Raw genomic sequence first — 15,972 nt, forward strand, 5'->3', positions numbered from 1 at the left:
TCTAGTCCCCGGCCTGCTGCTTGCCAATCCGGCCTGGTAACAATTTTTTCGTCATTCGTCACCCGCGCTGAAAAGGTCGCCACTGGGCGACTTGCCCGGGCGCTTGGGAATGTTCAGCCCGAAGTGCAGATAGGCATGCCGGGTGACCACACGCCCGCGCGGAGTGCGCATCATGTAGCCCTGCTGGATCAGATAAGGCTCGAGCACGTCCTCGATGGTGTGGCGCTCTTCGCCGATGGCCGCGGCAATGCTGTCGAGCCCCACCGGGCCGCCGTCGAACTTCTCGATCATGGCCAGCAGCAGGCGGCGGTCGGAATGGTCGAAGCCACGCTCGTCGACATCCAGGAGGTTCAGCGCCTGGTCGGCGATGGACTGGGAGATATGACCCGTGCCGCGCACTTCGGCAAAGTCGCGCACTCTGCGTAGCAGACGATTGGCGATACGCGGCGTGCCACGCGCGCGACGGGCAATCTCGAAAGCGCCTTTGGCCTCGATGGGCAGCCCGAGAATCCCGGCGGAGCGCGAGACGATGGTGGCCAGGTCATCGATACCGTAGAACTCCAGGCGCTGGACGATGCCGAAGCGGTCGCGCAGTGGATTGGTCAACATGCCGGCACGCGTGGTGGCGCCGACCAGGGTGAAGGGCGGCAGATCCAGCTTGATCGAGCGTGCCGCGGGGCCTTCGCCGATCATGATGTCGAGCTGAAAATCCTCCATCGCCGGATACAGCACCTCCTCGACCACCGGCGAAAGACGATGGATCTCGTCGATGAACAGCACATCGCCGCTTTCCAGGTTGGTCAGAAGCGCCGCCAGATCGCCCGGCCGCTCGAGCACCGGGCCGGACGTGCTCTTGATCGAGCTGCCCATTTCCTCGGCGATGATATTGGCCAGGGTGGTCTTGCCCAGGCCCGGTGGCCCGAAGATCAGCGTATGGTCGAGCGCTTCCGCCCTGCCCCGCGCGGCCTGGATGAACAGCGCCATCTGCTCGCGCACCACGGGCTGACCGATATAGTCGGCCAGACGCAGCGGGCGAATGGCACGATCCTGCTGCTCTTCGCGCTCACGTGGGCTGGCGGTAATCAGGCGATCGGCTTCGATCATCGCAATACTTCCATCGACAAGGTGTTGAAGAACGTCAGCGAGGCAGCCGAGGCTAGGCAAAAACAGGCGAGAAAGCGGAGTTTACGAGTGTAAATGGGCATTTTGAGCCTGTTTTTAACAACGCCTCGGCAACGCAGGTAGTTATTCAACACCTTGTCACGCCACGCCGCGCAACGCGCGACGAATTAAGTCTTCACTGCTCATACCATCCTCCTTGACGGCGGCAACGGCTCGGCTGGCCTCCTGCGGCTTGTAACCGAGGGATATCAACGCACTGACGGCGTCATTCTCCGCGCTTGAGACTGCCTGAGCCAGTTGAGGTTCAACCACCAGGGGCGCAATGGACGGTATCGACTCCCAGGCCTTGAAACGGTCCTTGAGCTCGACCAGCAGGCGCTCGGCGGTTTTCTTGCCGACGCCCGGCACCTTGACCAGCGCCGCGGTGTCCTGCGCCTGCACGCAGCGCACCAACTCATCGACCTCGAGCCCGGACATCAATGCCAGCGCCAGCTTGGGGCCGACTCCGTTAAGGCGAATCAGCTCGCGGAACAGCTCGCGCTCGCGCTTTTCGAAAAAACCGTAGAGCAGATGCGCATCCTCACGCACTACCTGATGCGTGTGCAGGGTTACCGGCTCGCCCACCGCAGGCAGACGATAAAGGGTCGTCATCGGTACTTCCAGCTCATAACCGACGCCATTCACATCCAGAAGCAAATGCGGCGGCTGCTTCTCCGCCAGGGTGCCGCGCAAACGTCCGATCACCGCTGCTTTTCCTTTATTCCGATTACAAACGAAGACGACCGCCGCGCCGCTTGGCGCTGGCCAGTCCATGGGGAATGAGACTCTGCCGATGGTGGGCATGGCACAGGGCGATACCCAGCGCATCGGAGGCGTCGATCTGTGGCTTCTGCACCAGCCCCAGCAGGTGCATGACCATCATCTGCACCTGCTGCTTGTCGGCCGCCCCGGTGCCGACCACGGCCTGCTTGACCTGGGTGGCGGTGTACTCGCTGACCTCCAGCCCGGCCTCCACTGCGGCGACGATAGCCGCGCCACGCGCCTGCCCCAGCTTCAGCGCCGAATCGGCATTGCGCGCCATGAACACCTGCTCGATCCCCATGGTCACCGGGCCATGGGTGCGAATCACCTCGCTGACGCCGCGAAAGACGATCTGCAGGCGCTCGGCCAGAGATCCATTGCCGGTACGAATGCAGCCCGAAGCCACGTACTCGCAGCCACGCCCGGTATCGCGCACCACACCGTATCCGGTAATGCGCGAGCCGGGATCGATTCCTAGGATCAGGGTCATGTCAGCAACTGTCTATTTATCCAGTTGGCGAGTATACGGGGCGCCCCCTGCTGCGTCATCCGCCACTGCTCAGCCAGACGAAAAAAGCCGGAAGCACCATGCGGCGCTTCCGGCCTCCTCGTTCTTAGCCCGAATGCAGTCCGGGAAATACGTACCAGATCGCGTTCGGGCTACAGCCTCAGCCGAGCTGCTCCATGATCTCGTCGGCGACTTCAGCGTTGTGATAGACGTTTTGCACGTCATCCAGATCTTCGAGCATGTCGATCAGCTTGAAGACCTTCTGCGCCGTTTCCAGATCAGTGATCGGCGCACTAATCGACGGGATCATGGCGATCTCTGCCTCTTCACCCTTGAACCCGGCCGCACTCAGCGCCTCGTTCACCGCGTGAAACTCGGTGAAACTGGTCGATACCAGCGCCGAGCCATCCTCACCCATTTCCACATCGTCGGCCCCTGCTTCCAGGGCCGCTTCCATCAAGACGTCCTCATCGACACCCGGTGCGAAGCTGATCTGCCCTTTGCGGTCGAACATGTAGGCGACCGAACCATCGGTGCCGAGGTTGCCGCCGCATTTGGTGAAGGCATGCCGCACTTCGGCTGCGGTGCGGTTGCGGTTATCGGTCATCACCTCGACGATGATCGCCACACCACTGGGCGCGTAACCTTCATAGCTGAACTCGACGACGTTGTCGGCTTCGTTGTTGCCGGCACCACGGGCGATGGCGCGATCGATCACCTCGCGCGACATGTTGTTGGTCAGCGCCTTGTCCACGGCCAGGCGTAGACGCGGGTTATCCGCCGGAATCGGGCCGCCGTGCTTGGCGGCGACCGTCAGCTCACGAATCAGCTTGGTGAAGATCTTGCCCCGCTTGGCGTCCTGACGCCCCTTGCGGTGCTTGATGTTGGCCCATTTGGAATGACCAGCCATAACTCACTCCATCTTTTCCACTTGAGAATTGCAGGGGCGCCCGAATGAACGCCCCAGAACGAAGAAGCCTGGAAATCCAGGCTTCTTGTACAGGCTTATTCGGCCTTGGGTTGCTCGCGCAGGCGGATATGTAGCTCGCGCAGCGACTTGCCATCCACCACACCCGGCGCCTGAGTCATGACGCAGGCCGCGCTCTGGGTTTTCGGGAAGGCGATCACTTCGCGGATCGACTGCGCACCGGTCATCAGCATCACCAGGCGATCCAGGCCGAAGGCCAGGCCACCATGGGGCGGCGCACCATATTTCAGCGCATCGAGGAGGAAGCCGAACTTCTCCTGCTGTTCTTCTTCGCTGATGCCCAATACGCGGAACACGGTCTGCTGCATGGCCTTGTCGTGAATACGGATCGAACCGCCACCCAGCTCCGTACCGTTGAGCACCATGTCGTAGGCACGCGACAGCGCGGCAGCCGGGTTGGCCTCCAGCTCCTCGGGGGTGCACTTCGGCGAGGTGAAGGGGTGGTGCATGGCGGTCAGGCTGCCATCGTCGTTCTCTTCGAACATCGGGAAGTCGACGACCCACAGCGGCGCCCACTCGCAGGTGAACAGATTCAGGTCATGGCCCAGCTTGATGCGCAGCGCGCCCAGGGCTTCAGAAACGATCTTGGCCTTGTCGGCACCGAAGAACACGATATCGCCATCGACAGCACCGACGCGGTCGAGGATGACATTGATGTTGTCCAGCGGGATGTTCTTGACGATCGGCGACTGCAGGCCTTCGACACCGGCGGCACGCTCGTTGACCTTGATGTAGGCCAGGCCCTTGGCGCCATAGATGCCGACGAACTTGGTGTAGTCGTCGATCTGCTTGCGCGGCATGCTCGCCCCGCCCGGTACCCGCAACGCGGTGACGCGGCATTTCGGGTCGTTGGCAGGTCCCGCGAAGACCTTGAATTCGACGTCCTTGAGCTGATCCTCAACATCCACCAGTTCCAGCGGGATACGCAGGTCCGGCTTGTCCGAACCGAAGCGGCGCATGGCTTCGGCCAGGGTCATGTGCGGCAGTTCGCCGAACTCGACGTCCAGCACTTCCTTGAATAGGTTGCGCACCATGGTCTCGGTGATGTCCATGATGTCTTTTTCATCGAGGAAGCTGGTCTCGATGTCGATCTGGGTGAATTCCGGCTGACGGTCGGCACGCAGGTCTTCGTCGCGGAAGCACTTGGCGATCTGGTAGTAGCGGTCGAAGCCGGCCACCATCAGCAGTTGTTTGAACAGCTGCGGCGATTGCGGCAGGGCGAAGAAGCTGCCGGGATGAGTGCGGCTCGGCACCAGATAATCGCGTGCGCCTTCCGGCGTGGCGCGGGTCAGGATCGGCGTTTCCACGTCGAGGAAGCCGTTGTCATCCAGATAGCGACGGATGCTCGAGGTGATGCGCGAACGCAGCTTGAGCTTCTCGGCCATTTCCGGACGGCGCAAGTCGATGAAGCGATAACGCAGGCGGGTTTCCTCACCGACGTCGGAATACTCGTTGAGCGGGAACGGCGGGGTTTCCGCTTCGTTGAGCACGTCCAGCTCGTAACCCAGCACCTCGATGGCGCCGCTGGCCATGTTGGCGTTGCGCGCGCCCTCAGGACGCAGACGCACCTTGCCGGTGATCTTGACCACGTATTCGCTGCGCACGCGGTCAGCCTTGGCGAAGGTTTCGGCACGATCCGGATCGAACACCACCTGAGCCAGGCCTTCACGATCACGAATATCGAGGAAGATCACCCCGCCATGGTCGCGGCGACGGTGTACCCAGCCGCAAAGGGTGATTTCCTGGCCATCCAGGCTCTCGTTCAGTTGGCCGCAATAGTGGCTGCGCATCATGATCGTGTTTCGCTTCTCTAAGGTCTTGGATAGGTCAGGTAGCCCCCAGCACCATGGGCAGGAGCCACGCCGCGGCACAGGCCTAACAGCACGCCGCGCTTCGATAAAGAGCGGGATTATATAGCGTAAATCGTCGCGACGCAGCCGAGCTACTCCCCCTGCTGCGAACAATTGCCGGGAACCGGGTGAACCGAGCGTTATCGATAGTCTCTAAACATCGCTTTAATTGATATAAGCCAAGATCATCCCGCCGTCCTGCGTGCTAGGCTCTGCCCAACACTGCGGGATAGAAACCCCGGGCTCACCTGAAAGGAGACAAGCCATGGAAATCAATATCGGAATCGCCGAACAGGATCGCGCCGCCATCGCCGAAGGCCTCTCGCGCCTGCTGGCCGACACCTACACGCTGTACCTCAAGACCCATAACTTCCACTGGAACGTTACCGGCCCGATGTTCAACACCCTGCACCTGATGTTCGAAGGTCAGTACACCGAACTCGCCCTGGCGGTTGACGCAATCGCCGAACGTATCCGCGCTCTGGGCTTCCCTGCTCCGGGGACTTATGCCGCTTACGCGCGCCTGTCCTCGATCAAGGAAGAGGAAGGCGTGCCCAGCGCCGAGGAAATGATCAAGCAACTGGTGCAAGGTCAGGAAGCGGTCGTGCGCACCGCCCGCGGCATTTTCCCGCTGCTGGACAAGGTCAGCGACGAGCCCACTGCGGACCTGTTGACCCAGCGCATGCAGGTGCATGAGAAAACCGCCTGGATGCTGCGCAGTCTGCTTGCAGCTTGAGATGCTCGAAGGCCCGGTTATCCGGGCCTTTTCATTAGGCAGGCCACCCCGCTCTGATCTATGCTCTGGCCATTCGCCATCGAGTTGTCGACATCCATGAGTCAAGCCAACAAACCGCCCAGCATCATCGAACTGTATCCGGAGGAAACCCGCAAGGCGGCCGAGCTCCTGAAACAGGCCGTCCCCTTGATGATGCGCCACGACATCCCGCCCAATCCGGTGCATTACGCACTGTGGTACACCTACAGCCGAGGCAGCGAGCCAGAACTCAACCGCCGCATGGACAAGGTGGTCGAAGACTTCGACGTGTTTCCTCCGGAAACCGCCAGCCGGCTGTTTCGCGACTACATCATCCGTGGCGAACTGGATGAGGCACGCGCCGGTCAGCAACAGGTCATCGAACTGGTCGACGATATCGAAGACGACGTTTCACGCAGCGTGATTGGCAGCCAGCACTACCAGCAGAGCCTGAGCCAAGGCCTGAATGCCCTGCAGGAGCCTATCATCGACGACCTGCCCAGCGTGCTCAGCGAACTGCAGGAAAGCACCCAGCTGATGCAGGATCAGCAGGAAAAATTTCTCTATCGTCTGCGCACCGCACAACAGGAAATTACCCATCTACGCAGCCAATTGGAGCGTGCCCATCTGGCAGCCACGCTCGATAGCCTGACCCGCGTGTTCAACCGCCATGCCTTCACTCGTCTGCTGGAACGCGCCCTGCACGAATCACAACAGGGCCTGGCTCTGGTGATTCTGGATATCGACCACTTCAAGCAGTTCAACGACCAGTACGGTCACCCGCTGGGTGATCGCGTGCTGCAACACGTCGGCCAACTGTTGCGCGACCTGCTGCCGCCGGAGGCCTTTGCTGCGCGCTACGGCGGCGAAGAGTTTTGCGTGGTACTGCGCAACTGCCCCCACCTCAGCGAGGTTGTAGGTTTCGCCGAACAACTGCGCAACAAGATCCAGTCCCTGAGAGTCAAGGTGCGCCGCACCGACCAGATTCTGGACAGCATCACCGCCTCCTTTGGCTGCGCCATGGCCGAAACTGGCGACACCTTCGAATCGCTGCTGACCCGCGCCGATGACGCGCTCTATCAGGCCAAGCGCGCTGGCCGCAATCAGGTCCATCCGATCACCAGCGAAAAGATGCTAACCGCTTGATTTGAGAAGCCCCTGCCTTTGCTGTTAAATAGCTTCGCACGCCGCGTTACCATCCCGCGGCGTCGCCAACCTGTATAGCGGCGCGCGTTATGGCCGTTCAGCTGGCCACCAGTGAAGCGCGCTCCCTCCGCAACACCTTGAGTCATCATTCAATCAGTGAGTTCGTCGAAGATGTTGAAGATTGCCCATCTCGTGACAGGGTTCGCCGCCCTGCTGCTGTCCGCCGTACCCGGTATTTCCACTTCGTTCCTGAGCACCCCGGATGCCATCTACCTGGCCCTGACCGGCCTGCTGAACCTGCTCGCCGCCGCACAGCAGCAGAATGCAGCAGCCACACGCCAGCAGTTGCTGGGCCTGTCCTCGGCTTTGCTGATCCTGGCTGCCGTGGTCCAGAGCCTGATCCTGCTCGCACCGCTACCCAGCATCGGTGGCCAGCCGGCTATCTGGCTGCCTTTGCTGACCTCGGTCGTCGCCGTGCTACTGAGCCTTGCCGCCCAGCTGCGCGCACAACCGCAGACCAAAGAACAGCAGCCTTTTGCGCAAACCAGTTCCAGCACACCTCAGGAAGATCGCGAGACCGGCACGGTCAAGTGGTTCAACACATCAAAGGGGTTCGGCTTCATTTCCCGAGACTCGGGCGAAGACATCTTCGTGCACTTTCGTGCCATTCGCGGCGAGGGTCATCGCGTATTGATCGAAGGTCAACGCGTGGAGTTCTCCGTCATGCAGCGTGACAAGGGCCTGCAGGCGGAAGATGTGATTGCGGCAGCGCCCTCACGACGCTGAGCGGCACGCAAGAAAAAGCCCGGGAAACCGGGCTTTTTCGTATCAATAGTGCGGTGGTGGCGCTTCGTCCTGGGCAATCCCCGCGAGCCCGTTCAACTCTTCCTGACGACGCGCCATAGCAGTCAATTGCAATTGCATCCGCTCGATGCGGCGGTTCTGCTCGACCAGCTCATCGCTCAACGCCTGAATGGTGTCATCCTGAAAGGCCAGGCGGCTTTCTAGCTCCATGATCCGCGACTCCAGGCTCATGCGAACGCTCCGGCGAATTGAAAATCCTTGGTCAGCACCAGACGCAGCTTGTCGATGATCTGCACCACCTGCTGCTCGGAATAATGCTGCGCAGGGTGGCGACCCCAGACCGGCGCGGGCCAGGAGGCGTCGTCACGACGACGCACGATCACATGCATGTGCAACTGGCTGACTACGTTACCCAGCGTAGCCACGTTCATCTTGTCGGCAGCAAAGGTGTCCTTGAGGGTTTCAACCAGCAAGGTGGTTTCCTGCCAGAGCTGACGCTGGTCAGCCGCATCGAGCTGGAACAATTCGCTAACCTCTGCACGCCGGGGCACGAGGATGAACCAGGGGTAGCTGGCGTCATTCATCAGCAGCAGGTGGCAGAGGGGAAAATCCCCGACCAGCAGGCAATCCTGCTGCAGCCGTGAATCCAGGGTGAACATCGCGCGCTCCTCCTTCAATACAGATCGTCAAGCGTAGTGCCGCGAGGGCCGACGCAATGGCGCGCAGCATACGCGGGCTCAGCGGACAATTCACCCGACGAACGCGCACCAACCCAAGGCAGGCCAGGCGCACACGCACCGCAGGCGTGCACCATTTTGTTTCTTCCCGTAATGGGACGACGCTGAGCGTTACCGACGAAGCGACAGGCAGCTTACTGACGGCGCACTCTGGCTGCAGCCCGCACAGGCCCGCATCCCCCTCGCAAACCCGCGCCAAGGGCAGCATTTGCGCGGCAGAACGAGTTGCTCTGTGCTCAAAAATCAAGGTTTTAGAGTGAGAAGCAGATTTTGAGCATGACTTTTGCTATTTGTGAGAGCAATGCCCGGCAAGCCGTGCAGTCGACCAATAACAGCGGTCTTTGGCACCCGAGAACCGCGGAGACGTTGGTGCAACGAAACGCAAGTGCAGAGCTATAGATTTGCGACATTCCTCCTCACGCGATGCGACACAAGCATGAACGAAGCCGCAACGAATAGACTGCAACTATCGCCAACATTGGCTGCGTGCTATAAGTTAGCGCCGACACAAAAAGAAAGAGCCGCCCATATAAAAAAACAGTGGGCAGCGCAACTCTTCCAAACCCAAGGAGCAATCACGATGCAAGTGATGAAGTGGAGCGTAATCGCCCTGGCAGTAGCCGCGGGCACCAGCCAAATGGCCGTGGCGTCCAGCCAGTCCGAGTCGAACGGCTTCCTCGAAGACAGCAGCTTCGACATCTTCAACCGCGTTCTGTACATGAACCGCGATTTCAAGAATGGCGCCTCGAACGGTGCAAGCACTTCTGCCAATCCGGCAGGTTATCGCGAAGAGACCGGCCTGGGCATTCGCCTGCTGTACCAATCCGGCTTCACCCAAGGTACCGTAGGCGTAGGTTTCGACGCTCACTCCCTGAGCAGCATCAAGCTCGACAGCGGTCGCGGTCGCTACGGCACTGGCCAGTTCGCCCAGACCGATGACGGTCGTGGCGACGATACTCAGACCGAGGTTGGTGGCGCTGTCAAGCTGCGTATTTCCGACACTGTTCTGAAGTATGGCAGTCAGTTCACCGCCAGCCCGGTATTCTCCACCGACGATAGCCGCATCCTGCCAGAAGTCACCACCGGTACCTATCTGGTAAGTAACGAAATTGAAGGCCTGGAACTGAGCGCCGGTCGCTTCACCGCCATGAGCAGCCAGACCGGCACCAGCCGCGATGACATCAACGGCAAAGGTGAAGCTGGCCTGAAGTACGCCAATATCGTGGGTGCTTCCTACTCGTTCACCGATGACCTGAGTGCAGCATTCCACGCCTCCGATGTAGAGGACTACTGGAAGAAGTACTACGGCAACGTCAACTACAACCTGTCTCTGGCCGAAGAGCAGGCTCTGAACTTCGATTTCAACGTCTACAAGACCGACTACGACAAGACCTACACCAATACTGCTAGCGACCAAGACAACACCATCTGGAGTCTTGCAGTTGCCTACTCGCTGGGCGCCCACACTTTCACCCTGGCCCACCAGCGCTCGAGCGGTGATCGTGGCTATGAATACGGCGTAGACGGCGGCGGTACCGTCTGGCTGGCCAACTCCGTGCAATACTCCGACTTCAATGGCAAGGACGAACGCTCCTGGCAGGCTCGCTACGACCTGAACATGGCCGAGTATGGCGTACCGGGTCTGAGCTTCATGACTCGCTATATCTACGGCGACAATATCGACGTTGTAGGTTTCGCTGACGAAGGTAAAGAACATGAGTTCAACTTCGAAACCAAGTACGTCGTTCAGGATGGTGCCGCCAAAGACCTGTCGTTCCGCCTTCGTAGCGCCATCTGGCGTGCCAACAGTGCGTACAACTCGGTCAACGGTTCAGACAACAACGACCTGCGCCTGATCGTCGAATACCCGCTGAGCGTTCTGTAACTTCAGCGCTACTCGATAGCAGCATAGAGAAACCCGGCCAAGGCCGGGTTTCTTTATTTACGCTTCAGCAATTTAGAGAGGCAAAGCGTAAGTTCCCGTTACATGCGCAACCAACTCATTCTCATTTCCATCCGAATATAACGAAACTTCGCAAACAGCCTGACGCCGACTCAACCGCAATATGCGCGCTTCGGCCAACAAATCGACCGGTTTGGGTTTGATCAAAAAGTTGATATTGAGATTGGACGTCACTGCCATCTCTACCCGCCCCAGGCGCCCCAGCACCACCGCATACATCGCTGCATCACCCAGCGCCATGATGGTTGGACCGGACAGCGTCCCGCCCGGGCGCACCAGTTTGGCGTGAAAGGGCACCCGCGCCAGCACGCCCTTCTCGTCGAGCCGGTCGATCCGCAGATCAATGTCCTCGGCCATCGGCAGCCCACCCCGAATCAGGGTTTGGACTTCAAATGCAGTCAGCCCCACTATTATTCCTCCTGATCAACGCGGCAGCGCTCCCGCCCCCGCGCCACTCCTGTACGCCACTGTATAGGCACCGTACAATGCCGGCCTATTCCAAGCCCTAGCAACCGACAGAACGGCCAAACATGCGTACCAGTCAGTTCCTGCTCTCGACCCTGAAAGAAAACCCTTCCGATGCCGTGGTGATCAGCCACCAGCTGATGCTGCGTGCCGGCATGATCCGCAAGCTGGCCTCCGGCCTGTACACCTGGCTGCCGATGGGCCTGCGCGTGCTGCGCAAGGTCGAGACCGTGGTGCGCGAGGAAATGAACGCCGCTGGCGCGCTGGAAGTGCTGATGCCCGCCATCCAGCCGGCCGAGCTGTGGCAGGAATCCGGCCGCTGGGTGCAGTACGGCCCCGAGTTGCTGCGTGTGAAGGATCGCCATGATCGCGAATTCTGCGTCGGCCCGACCCATGAGGAAGTGATCACCGAACTGGCCCGCAACGAGCTGAACAGCTACAAGCAACTGCCGATCAACTTCTACCAGATCCAGACCAAATTCCGTGACGAGATCCGTCCGCGCTTCGGCCTGATGCGCGGTCGCGAGTTCATCATGAAGGACGCCTACTCCTTCCATGCCGACCAGGCTTCCCTGCAGGAAACCTATGACCGCATGCACCAGGCGTACTGCAACGTGTTTACCCGCCTGGGCCTGAACTTCCGCCCGGTACAAGCCGATACCGGCTCCATCGGCGGTACCGGCTCGCATGAATTTCATGTGCTGGCCGACTCCGGCGAAGACGATATCGCCTTCAGCGACAGCTCCGATTACGCTGCCAATATCGAAAAGGCCGAAGCCCTGCCGCGCGAGAAAGTGCGCCCTGCGCCGAGTGAAGAGCTGCGCCTGGTCGATACCCCCGACGCGAAAACCATCGCAGCTCTGGTCGAAGGCTTCAACCTGCCGATCGAGAAGACCATCAAGACCCTGATCGTTCATGCTGCCGAAGAAGGCAAGCTGATCGCGCTGGTGGTGCGTGGCGATCACGAACTCAACGAGATCAAGGCCGCCAATCTGGAGCAGGTCGCCAACCCGCTGACCATGGCCACCGATGCCGAGCTGCGTGCCGCCATCGGTGCAGGCGCCGGCTCTCTGGGCCCGCTGAATCTGCCGCTGCCGGTGATCATCGACCGCTCCGTGGAGCTGATGAGCGACTTCGCTATCGGTGCCAACATCGATGACAAGCACTATTTCGGCGTCAACTGGGAGCGTGATCTGCCGGTTCCGACGGTGGCCGATCTGCGCAATGTCGTCGAGGGCGATCCGAGCCCGGACGGCCAGGGCACGCTGGTGATCAAGCGCGGTATCGAGGTTGGCCATATCTTCCAGCTCGGCACCAAGTACAGCGAGGCGATGAACTGCCAGGTTCTCGGCGAGAACGGCAAGCCGGTCACCCTGACCATGGGCTGCTACGGCATCGGCGTATCGCGCGTGGTGGCTGCGGCCATCGAACAGAATTTCGACGAGCGCGGTATCCGCTGGAACGACGCCCTGGCGCCGTTCCACATCGCCCTAGTGCCGCTGCGCTACGAAACCGAGCAGGTCCGCGAGGCCACCGACAAGCTCTACGCCGAGCTCACTGCAGCCGGCTTCGAGGTGCTGCTGGACGATCGCGACAAGAAAACTAGCCCCGGCATCAAGTTCGCCGATATGGAGCTGATCGGTATCCCGCACCGCGTGGTGGTTAGCGACCGTGGACTCGCCGAGGGCAACCTCGAGTACAAGAGCCGTGCCGAGACCGAAGCGCAAGCCGTACCGCTGGCCGAGATACTGTCCTTCCTGCAAGCCCGTATCAGTCGCTGATCACGCCCTACCGAGACATCATGTACACGAGCAGCAACCTTCGCCTCATCGGCGCCGCCCTGTGCGGCGCCCTCTTCCTCAGCGGCTGCGCCAACCAGCTGCCGCAACGCAGCGAGCATGAGGAGCGCGTCGAACGCAAACTGCTGGATCACCAGCTGCAGATCGATGCCGGCGAGCCCAAGGTATTGGAGCTGCCGCAACGCCGTGTGCGTGTGCATGACCAGAAGAGCTTCGAGGTCACGGCTTTCGAGGTGACCCGCCGCTACGACCGCTACACCCCTTACCAGCCCTGGCGCGAGATTTATGAAGTGCCGATGGGGGCGGTCGCGGTGGTTGCCGGTGTCGGCGCGAACATCCTCAACGTGGTGTTGCTCGGCAGCTTGCCGGAAACCGCGACCCGCGACTGGATCAGCTACGGCATGGCCGGCCTCAACCCGTTCATGAACGTCGAGTCCAACGGTCGTGCCGAGCAGAACCTCGCCAGCATCGACGAGGTTCAGCGCGATCGCCGCATGGAATACATCAACCTGCCCTGGGCCGAACGCCCGGTTCAGGTCAGGGCGGGCGATCAGCAGTTCGAGCTGCTCACCGACAGCACCGGTGTGCTGCGCCTCAATCTGCTGGACAGCCCGTTCACCGAGCAGGACATCACCCGTCTGAACATGCTGCAGCTAAGCGTGGAAGACCGCCTTGGCGATGATGTTGCACGTGCCGAAACGACGCTGATGGTCAGCCACACCCTTCGCGGCAAGCTTCATGAAGCGCATGATCTGATCTTCGACGACCTCGAAGGCGACGACGTCGCCCAATGGGTGCACCGGGTCAAGCGCCTGTCCGATCTCGGCCTGGAGGAGGAAGCCAGCGAGCTGGAACAGAGCCTGATCGAGCTGACGCGCAACGACCCCGAGTTACAGGACGCCTTCCTCAAGGCGCTGCTCAAAGACGCCGGACGCCTGGCTGCCGATCCGGCCAACTGAGCTCGATTGTCGCAGTTGCACCCTAAAGGTTGTACCCGCTCTACGATTGATCCCGTTAAACCATCTGCAAAGTCTGTTTGCGCGCAGGCGGCGCAAAGGCCGCATCGAGCAAGGCCAGGTCGTCCGCACTCAAGATGATCGCAGCCGCCGCGGCGTTGTCGCGCAGATGCGCGCTGCCTACGGCCTTGGGAATCGCAATCACGCCGTCCTGCCTGAGCGTCCAGGCCAGCGCGATCTGCGCCGGCGCAGCCCCATGCCGCTCAGCCACCTGTCGCAGCACGGGTTCATGCAGCAAGGCGCCCGCCTGGCTCAGCGGACAATAGGCCATCAGCGGCATGCCGGCGCGCTGTTGCCAGGGCAGCAGGTCATACTCGACGCCGCGCGCCTCCAGGTTGTACAGCACCTGGTTGGTCCGGCACGCCGGCTGATCCAGCTCGAGCAGATCGTCCAGGTCGAAGTTGGAGACGCCCCAGGCGCCAATCTTGCCCTGCTCACGCAGGCGCTCGAAACCTTCGACGGTTTCCGCCAGCGGATAGCGGCCGCGCCAGTGCAACAGATACAGGTCGATGCGCTCGCAACCCAGGCGCTTAAGACTGCGCTCACAGGCCGCCTGGACACCTTCCACACTGGCGTTGTGCGGGTAGACCTTGCTAACCAGAAACACCTCGTCCCGACGCCCGGCGATGGCCTCGCCCACCACCTGCTCCGCGCCGCCCTCGCCATACATTTCGGCGGTATCGATCAGGCTCAGGCCGAGGTCGAGCCCCTCACGCAACGCCGCGACTTCACGCGTACGCTGGCGTTCGTCCTCGCCCATGCGCCAGGTACCCTGGCCGATCACCGGTACCTGTGTGCCTGCCAACTCAATTCTGCGCATCGATAGCTCCCCCATGGGTTGTAACCAGGTCATATCCCTCGCCACGCCATTGCAGCAGGCACAGCCCGTGACCGAAGGGATCACTCAGCGTGGCCAGGCGCCCCCAGTCATATTCATGGATTTCACCTTCCTGCTGTGCGCCTGCACCCAGTGCCCGAGCCAGCGCAGCGTCGAGGTCAGCGACGACCAGATCTAGGTGCAGCGGCATCCAGTGCCGGCGGTAGTCGCGCTGCACATCTGCCTCTGGGCTGGGTCGAGTGGCGGCAGCCTTGTGCAGCAGGTAGAGCGGTACGGCTGCGCCGAGCATCTCGACCACCGAGCCGTCGAACAGCACGCGCCCCACGCTTAAACCAAGACCCTGCTGATAGAAGGCCACGGCGGCCGGCAGATCGGGAACGTCGAGGTTGAGCAGCAGTTGCATGATCAGAGCGGCTTGAGCAACAACAGCAAGGACACCGGCTGCACGCTCTCGGGATGCAGCGGCTCCTGCAGCCATTCGAGCCGCCAGCCGGTCTCACCGATCAGCGACAGCCAGGACTGCAGGGTGCGGAAGAACCAGGGCATGGGCGCCTGAAAACCCTCGCCAAAACCGACGAAATCCTCGACCCGCCAACCGTCCTGATAGGGCTCGCCATGGCTGGCGCGCCAGGGATGCAGGGTCTGGATCAACAGGCTGCCACCAGGTGCGAGCAACGCGTGCAGGCTGCGCAGGAACGGCTGCAGCGGCTCCTCGAACAGGGCGAAATTGCACACCAGCACCTCGAAACGCCCAAGTTGCTCGGCATGCGCCTCAAGCTCGGCATATCCACAGACGCGGTACTGGCTGCGCCCGTCGCAAGCTGCGCGGGCTGCTTCGATCAGCGGCGCAGAGGCGTCCACCCCGACCGGCTCGATGCCATGCTCGGCCAGACCACGGCACAGCCAGCCCTCGCCGCAACCAATATCCAGCACTCGCTTGGGTTGCAGCGCCAGAACGGCCTGGATGATGGCCGCATCGGTGACCAGGCGCCGGCTTTCGATACGCTGTTCGCGCACTGCGGCAGCCCAGGCATCGGCGTTGGCCTGCCAGCTTTGCTGAAGCTGTTCACGATGGTCGCGCTGCATGCCGATTCCCTGCATCGATGCAATCCTGCGAGTCTAGCAGGCCTGCTCGCAATCGAGGTACAAGCCGCGCAACCTGCAAAAAGCGCCAGCCAGAC

Annotated in this window: 16 protein-coding genes and 2 pseudogenes; 7 read left to right on the forward strand and 11 right to left on the reverse strand. The window is 61.2% G+C overall.

The window, feature by feature from the left end; genetic code table 11:
• Positions 1-51 precede the first annotated feature (51 nt).
• The 5 genes from ruvB to aspS form a co-directional block, all read right to left on the reverse strand.
• Positions 52-1,104, reverse strand: coding sequence for a Holliday junction branch migration DNA helicase RuvB (gene ruvB / locus B2U07_RS10415; RefSeq protein WP_275546923.1), 1,053 nt, complete (start codon positions 1,102-1,104; stop codon positions 52-54).
• Between the two features lie 156 nt (positions 1,105-1,260).
• Positions 1,261-1,866: a Holliday junction branch migration protein RuvA gene (gene ruvA, locus B2U07_RS10420; RefSeq protein WP_275546924.1), complete on the reverse strand. Its 606-nt coding sequence runs from the start codon at positions 1,864-1,866 to the stop codon at positions 1,261-1,263.
• Between the two features lie 22 nt (positions 1,867-1,888).
• Positions 1,889-2,413 (reverse strand): crossover junction endodeoxyribonuclease RuvC, encoded by a 525-nt coding sequence (ruvC, locus tag B2U07_RS10425; RefSeq protein WP_275546925.1) that lies wholly within the window; start codon positions 2,411-2,413, stop codon positions 1,889-1,891.
• Positions 2,414-2,591: 178 nt separating this feature from the next.
• Entirely contained in the window at positions 2,592-3,341 is a 750-nt protein-coding gene (locus B2U07_RS10430; protein WP_275546926.1) for a YebC/PmpR family DNA-binding transcriptional regulator, read from the reverse strand.
• Positions 3,342-3,436: 95 nt separating this feature from the next.
• Complete coding sequence (aspS, locus tag B2U07_RS10435; RefSeq protein ID WP_275546927.1) at positions 3,437-5,212, reverse strand: aspartate--tRNA ligase; 1,776 nt, start codon at positions 5,210-5,212, stop codon at positions 3,437-3,439.
• Positions 5,213-5,534: 322 nt separating this feature from the next.
• On the opposite strand from aspS, the gene B2U07_RS10440 reads away from it, so the two are divergent.
• From B2U07_RS10440 to B2U07_RS10455, 4 genes and pseudogenes are all read left to right on the forward strand, one after another.
• A complete protein-coding gene (locus B2U07_RS10440) occupies positions 5,535-6,005 on the forward strand; it encodes a Dps family protein (protein WP_090433838.1) in 471 nt (156 codons plus the stop codon).
• 96 nt (positions 6,006-6,101) lie between these two features.
• Positions 6,102-7,169: a GGDEF domain-containing protein gene (locus tag B2U07_RS10445; RefSeq protein WP_275546928.1), complete on the forward strand. Its 1,068-nt coding sequence runs from the start codon at positions 6,102-6,104 to the stop codon at positions 7,167-7,169.
• 171 nt (positions 7,170-7,340) lie between these two features.
• A pseudogene (locus tag B2U07_RS10450) lies at positions 7,341-7,649 on the forward strand (cold shock domain-containing protein membrane protein); the annotation flags it as partial.
• An 87-nt stretch (positions 7,650-7,736) separates the two neighbouring features.
• Positions 7,737-7,955 (forward strand): annotated as a pseudogene (locus B2U07_RS10455) (cold-shock protein); the annotation flags it as partial.
• Positions 7,956-7,997: 42 nt separating this feature from the next.
• Here B2U07_RS10455 and B2U07_RS10460 read toward each other — a convergent pair.
• Positions 7,998-8,204 (reverse strand): SlyX family protein, encoded by a 207-nt coding sequence (locus B2U07_RS10460; protein WP_197855116.1) that lies wholly within the window; start codon positions 8,202-8,204, stop codon positions 7,998-8,000.
• A complete protein-coding gene (locus B2U07_RS10465; RefSeq protein WP_275546929.1) occupies positions 8,201-8,632 on the reverse strand; it encodes an HIT family protein in 432 nt (143 codons plus the stop codon). Before B2U07_RS10465 ends, B2U07_RS10460 begins: the two co-directional genes overlap by 4 nt.
• 658 nt (positions 8,633-9,290) lie before the next feature.
• On the opposite strand from B2U07_RS10465, the gene B2U07_RS10470 reads away from it, so the two are divergent.
• Entirely contained in the window at positions 9,291-10,595 is a 1,305-nt protein-coding gene (locus tag B2U07_RS10470; RefSeq protein ID WP_275546930.1) for an OprD family porin, read from the forward strand.
• Between the two features lie 72 nt (positions 10,596-10,667).
• Here B2U07_RS10470 and B2U07_RS10475 read toward each other — a convergent pair whose 3' ends face one another.
• Positions 10,668-11,075: a PaaI family thioesterase gene (locus B2U07_RS10475; RefSeq protein ID WP_197855325.1), complete on the reverse strand. Its 408-nt coding sequence runs from the start codon at positions 11,073-11,075 to the stop codon at positions 10,668-10,670.
• Positions 11,076-11,203: 128 nt separating this feature from the next.
• Here B2U07_RS10475 and B2U07_RS10480 point away from each other — a divergent pair, with 128 nt between their 5' ends.
• Positions 11,204-12,919 (forward strand): proline--tRNA ligase, encoded by a 1,716-nt coding sequence (locus B2U07_RS10480; RefSeq protein ID WP_275546931.1) that lies wholly within the window; start codon positions 11,204-11,206, stop codon positions 12,917-12,919.
• A 20-nt stretch (positions 12,920-12,939) separates the two neighbouring features.
• A complete protein-coding gene (locus B2U07_RS10485; protein ID WP_197855111.1) occupies positions 12,940-13,896 on the forward strand; it encodes a hypothetical protein in 957 nt (318 codons plus the stop codon).
• 55 nt (positions 13,897-13,951) lie between these two features.
• Here the strand turns inward: B2U07_RS10485 and B2U07_RS10490 are convergent, their stop codons facing one another.
• Genes B2U07_RS10490 through B2U07_RS10500 form a run of 3 tightly spaced genes read right to left on the reverse strand, consistent with a single transcriptional unit; the run spans position 13,952 to position 15,877 of the window.
• Positions 13,952-14,773 (reverse strand): aldo/keto reductase, encoded by an 822-nt coding sequence (locus B2U07_RS10490; RefSeq protein ID WP_275546932.1) that lies wholly within the window; start codon positions 14,771-14,773, stop codon positions 13,952-13,954.
• Positions 14,760-15,194, reverse strand: a complete 435-nt coding sequence (locus B2U07_RS10495) for a VOC family protein (protein ID WP_197855108.1) — start codon at positions 15,192-15,194, stop codon at positions 14,760-14,762. The genes B2U07_RS10490 and B2U07_RS10495 overlap by 14 nt, the downstream gene beginning before the upstream one ends.
• 2 nt (positions 15,195-15,196) lie before the next feature.
• Positions 15,197-15,877: a class I SAM-dependent methyltransferase gene (locus B2U07_RS10500; protein ID WP_275547010.1), complete on the reverse strand. Its 681-nt coding sequence runs from the start codon at positions 15,875-15,877 to the stop codon at positions 15,197-15,199.
• Positions 15,878-15,972 lie beyond the last annotated feature (95 nt).

The sequence above is a fragment of the Pseudomonas sp. UBA7530 genome (assembly GCF_002479365.1).
GTDB lineage: Bacteria > Pseudomonadota > Gammaproteobacteria > Pseudomonadales > Pseudomonadaceae > Aquipseudomonas.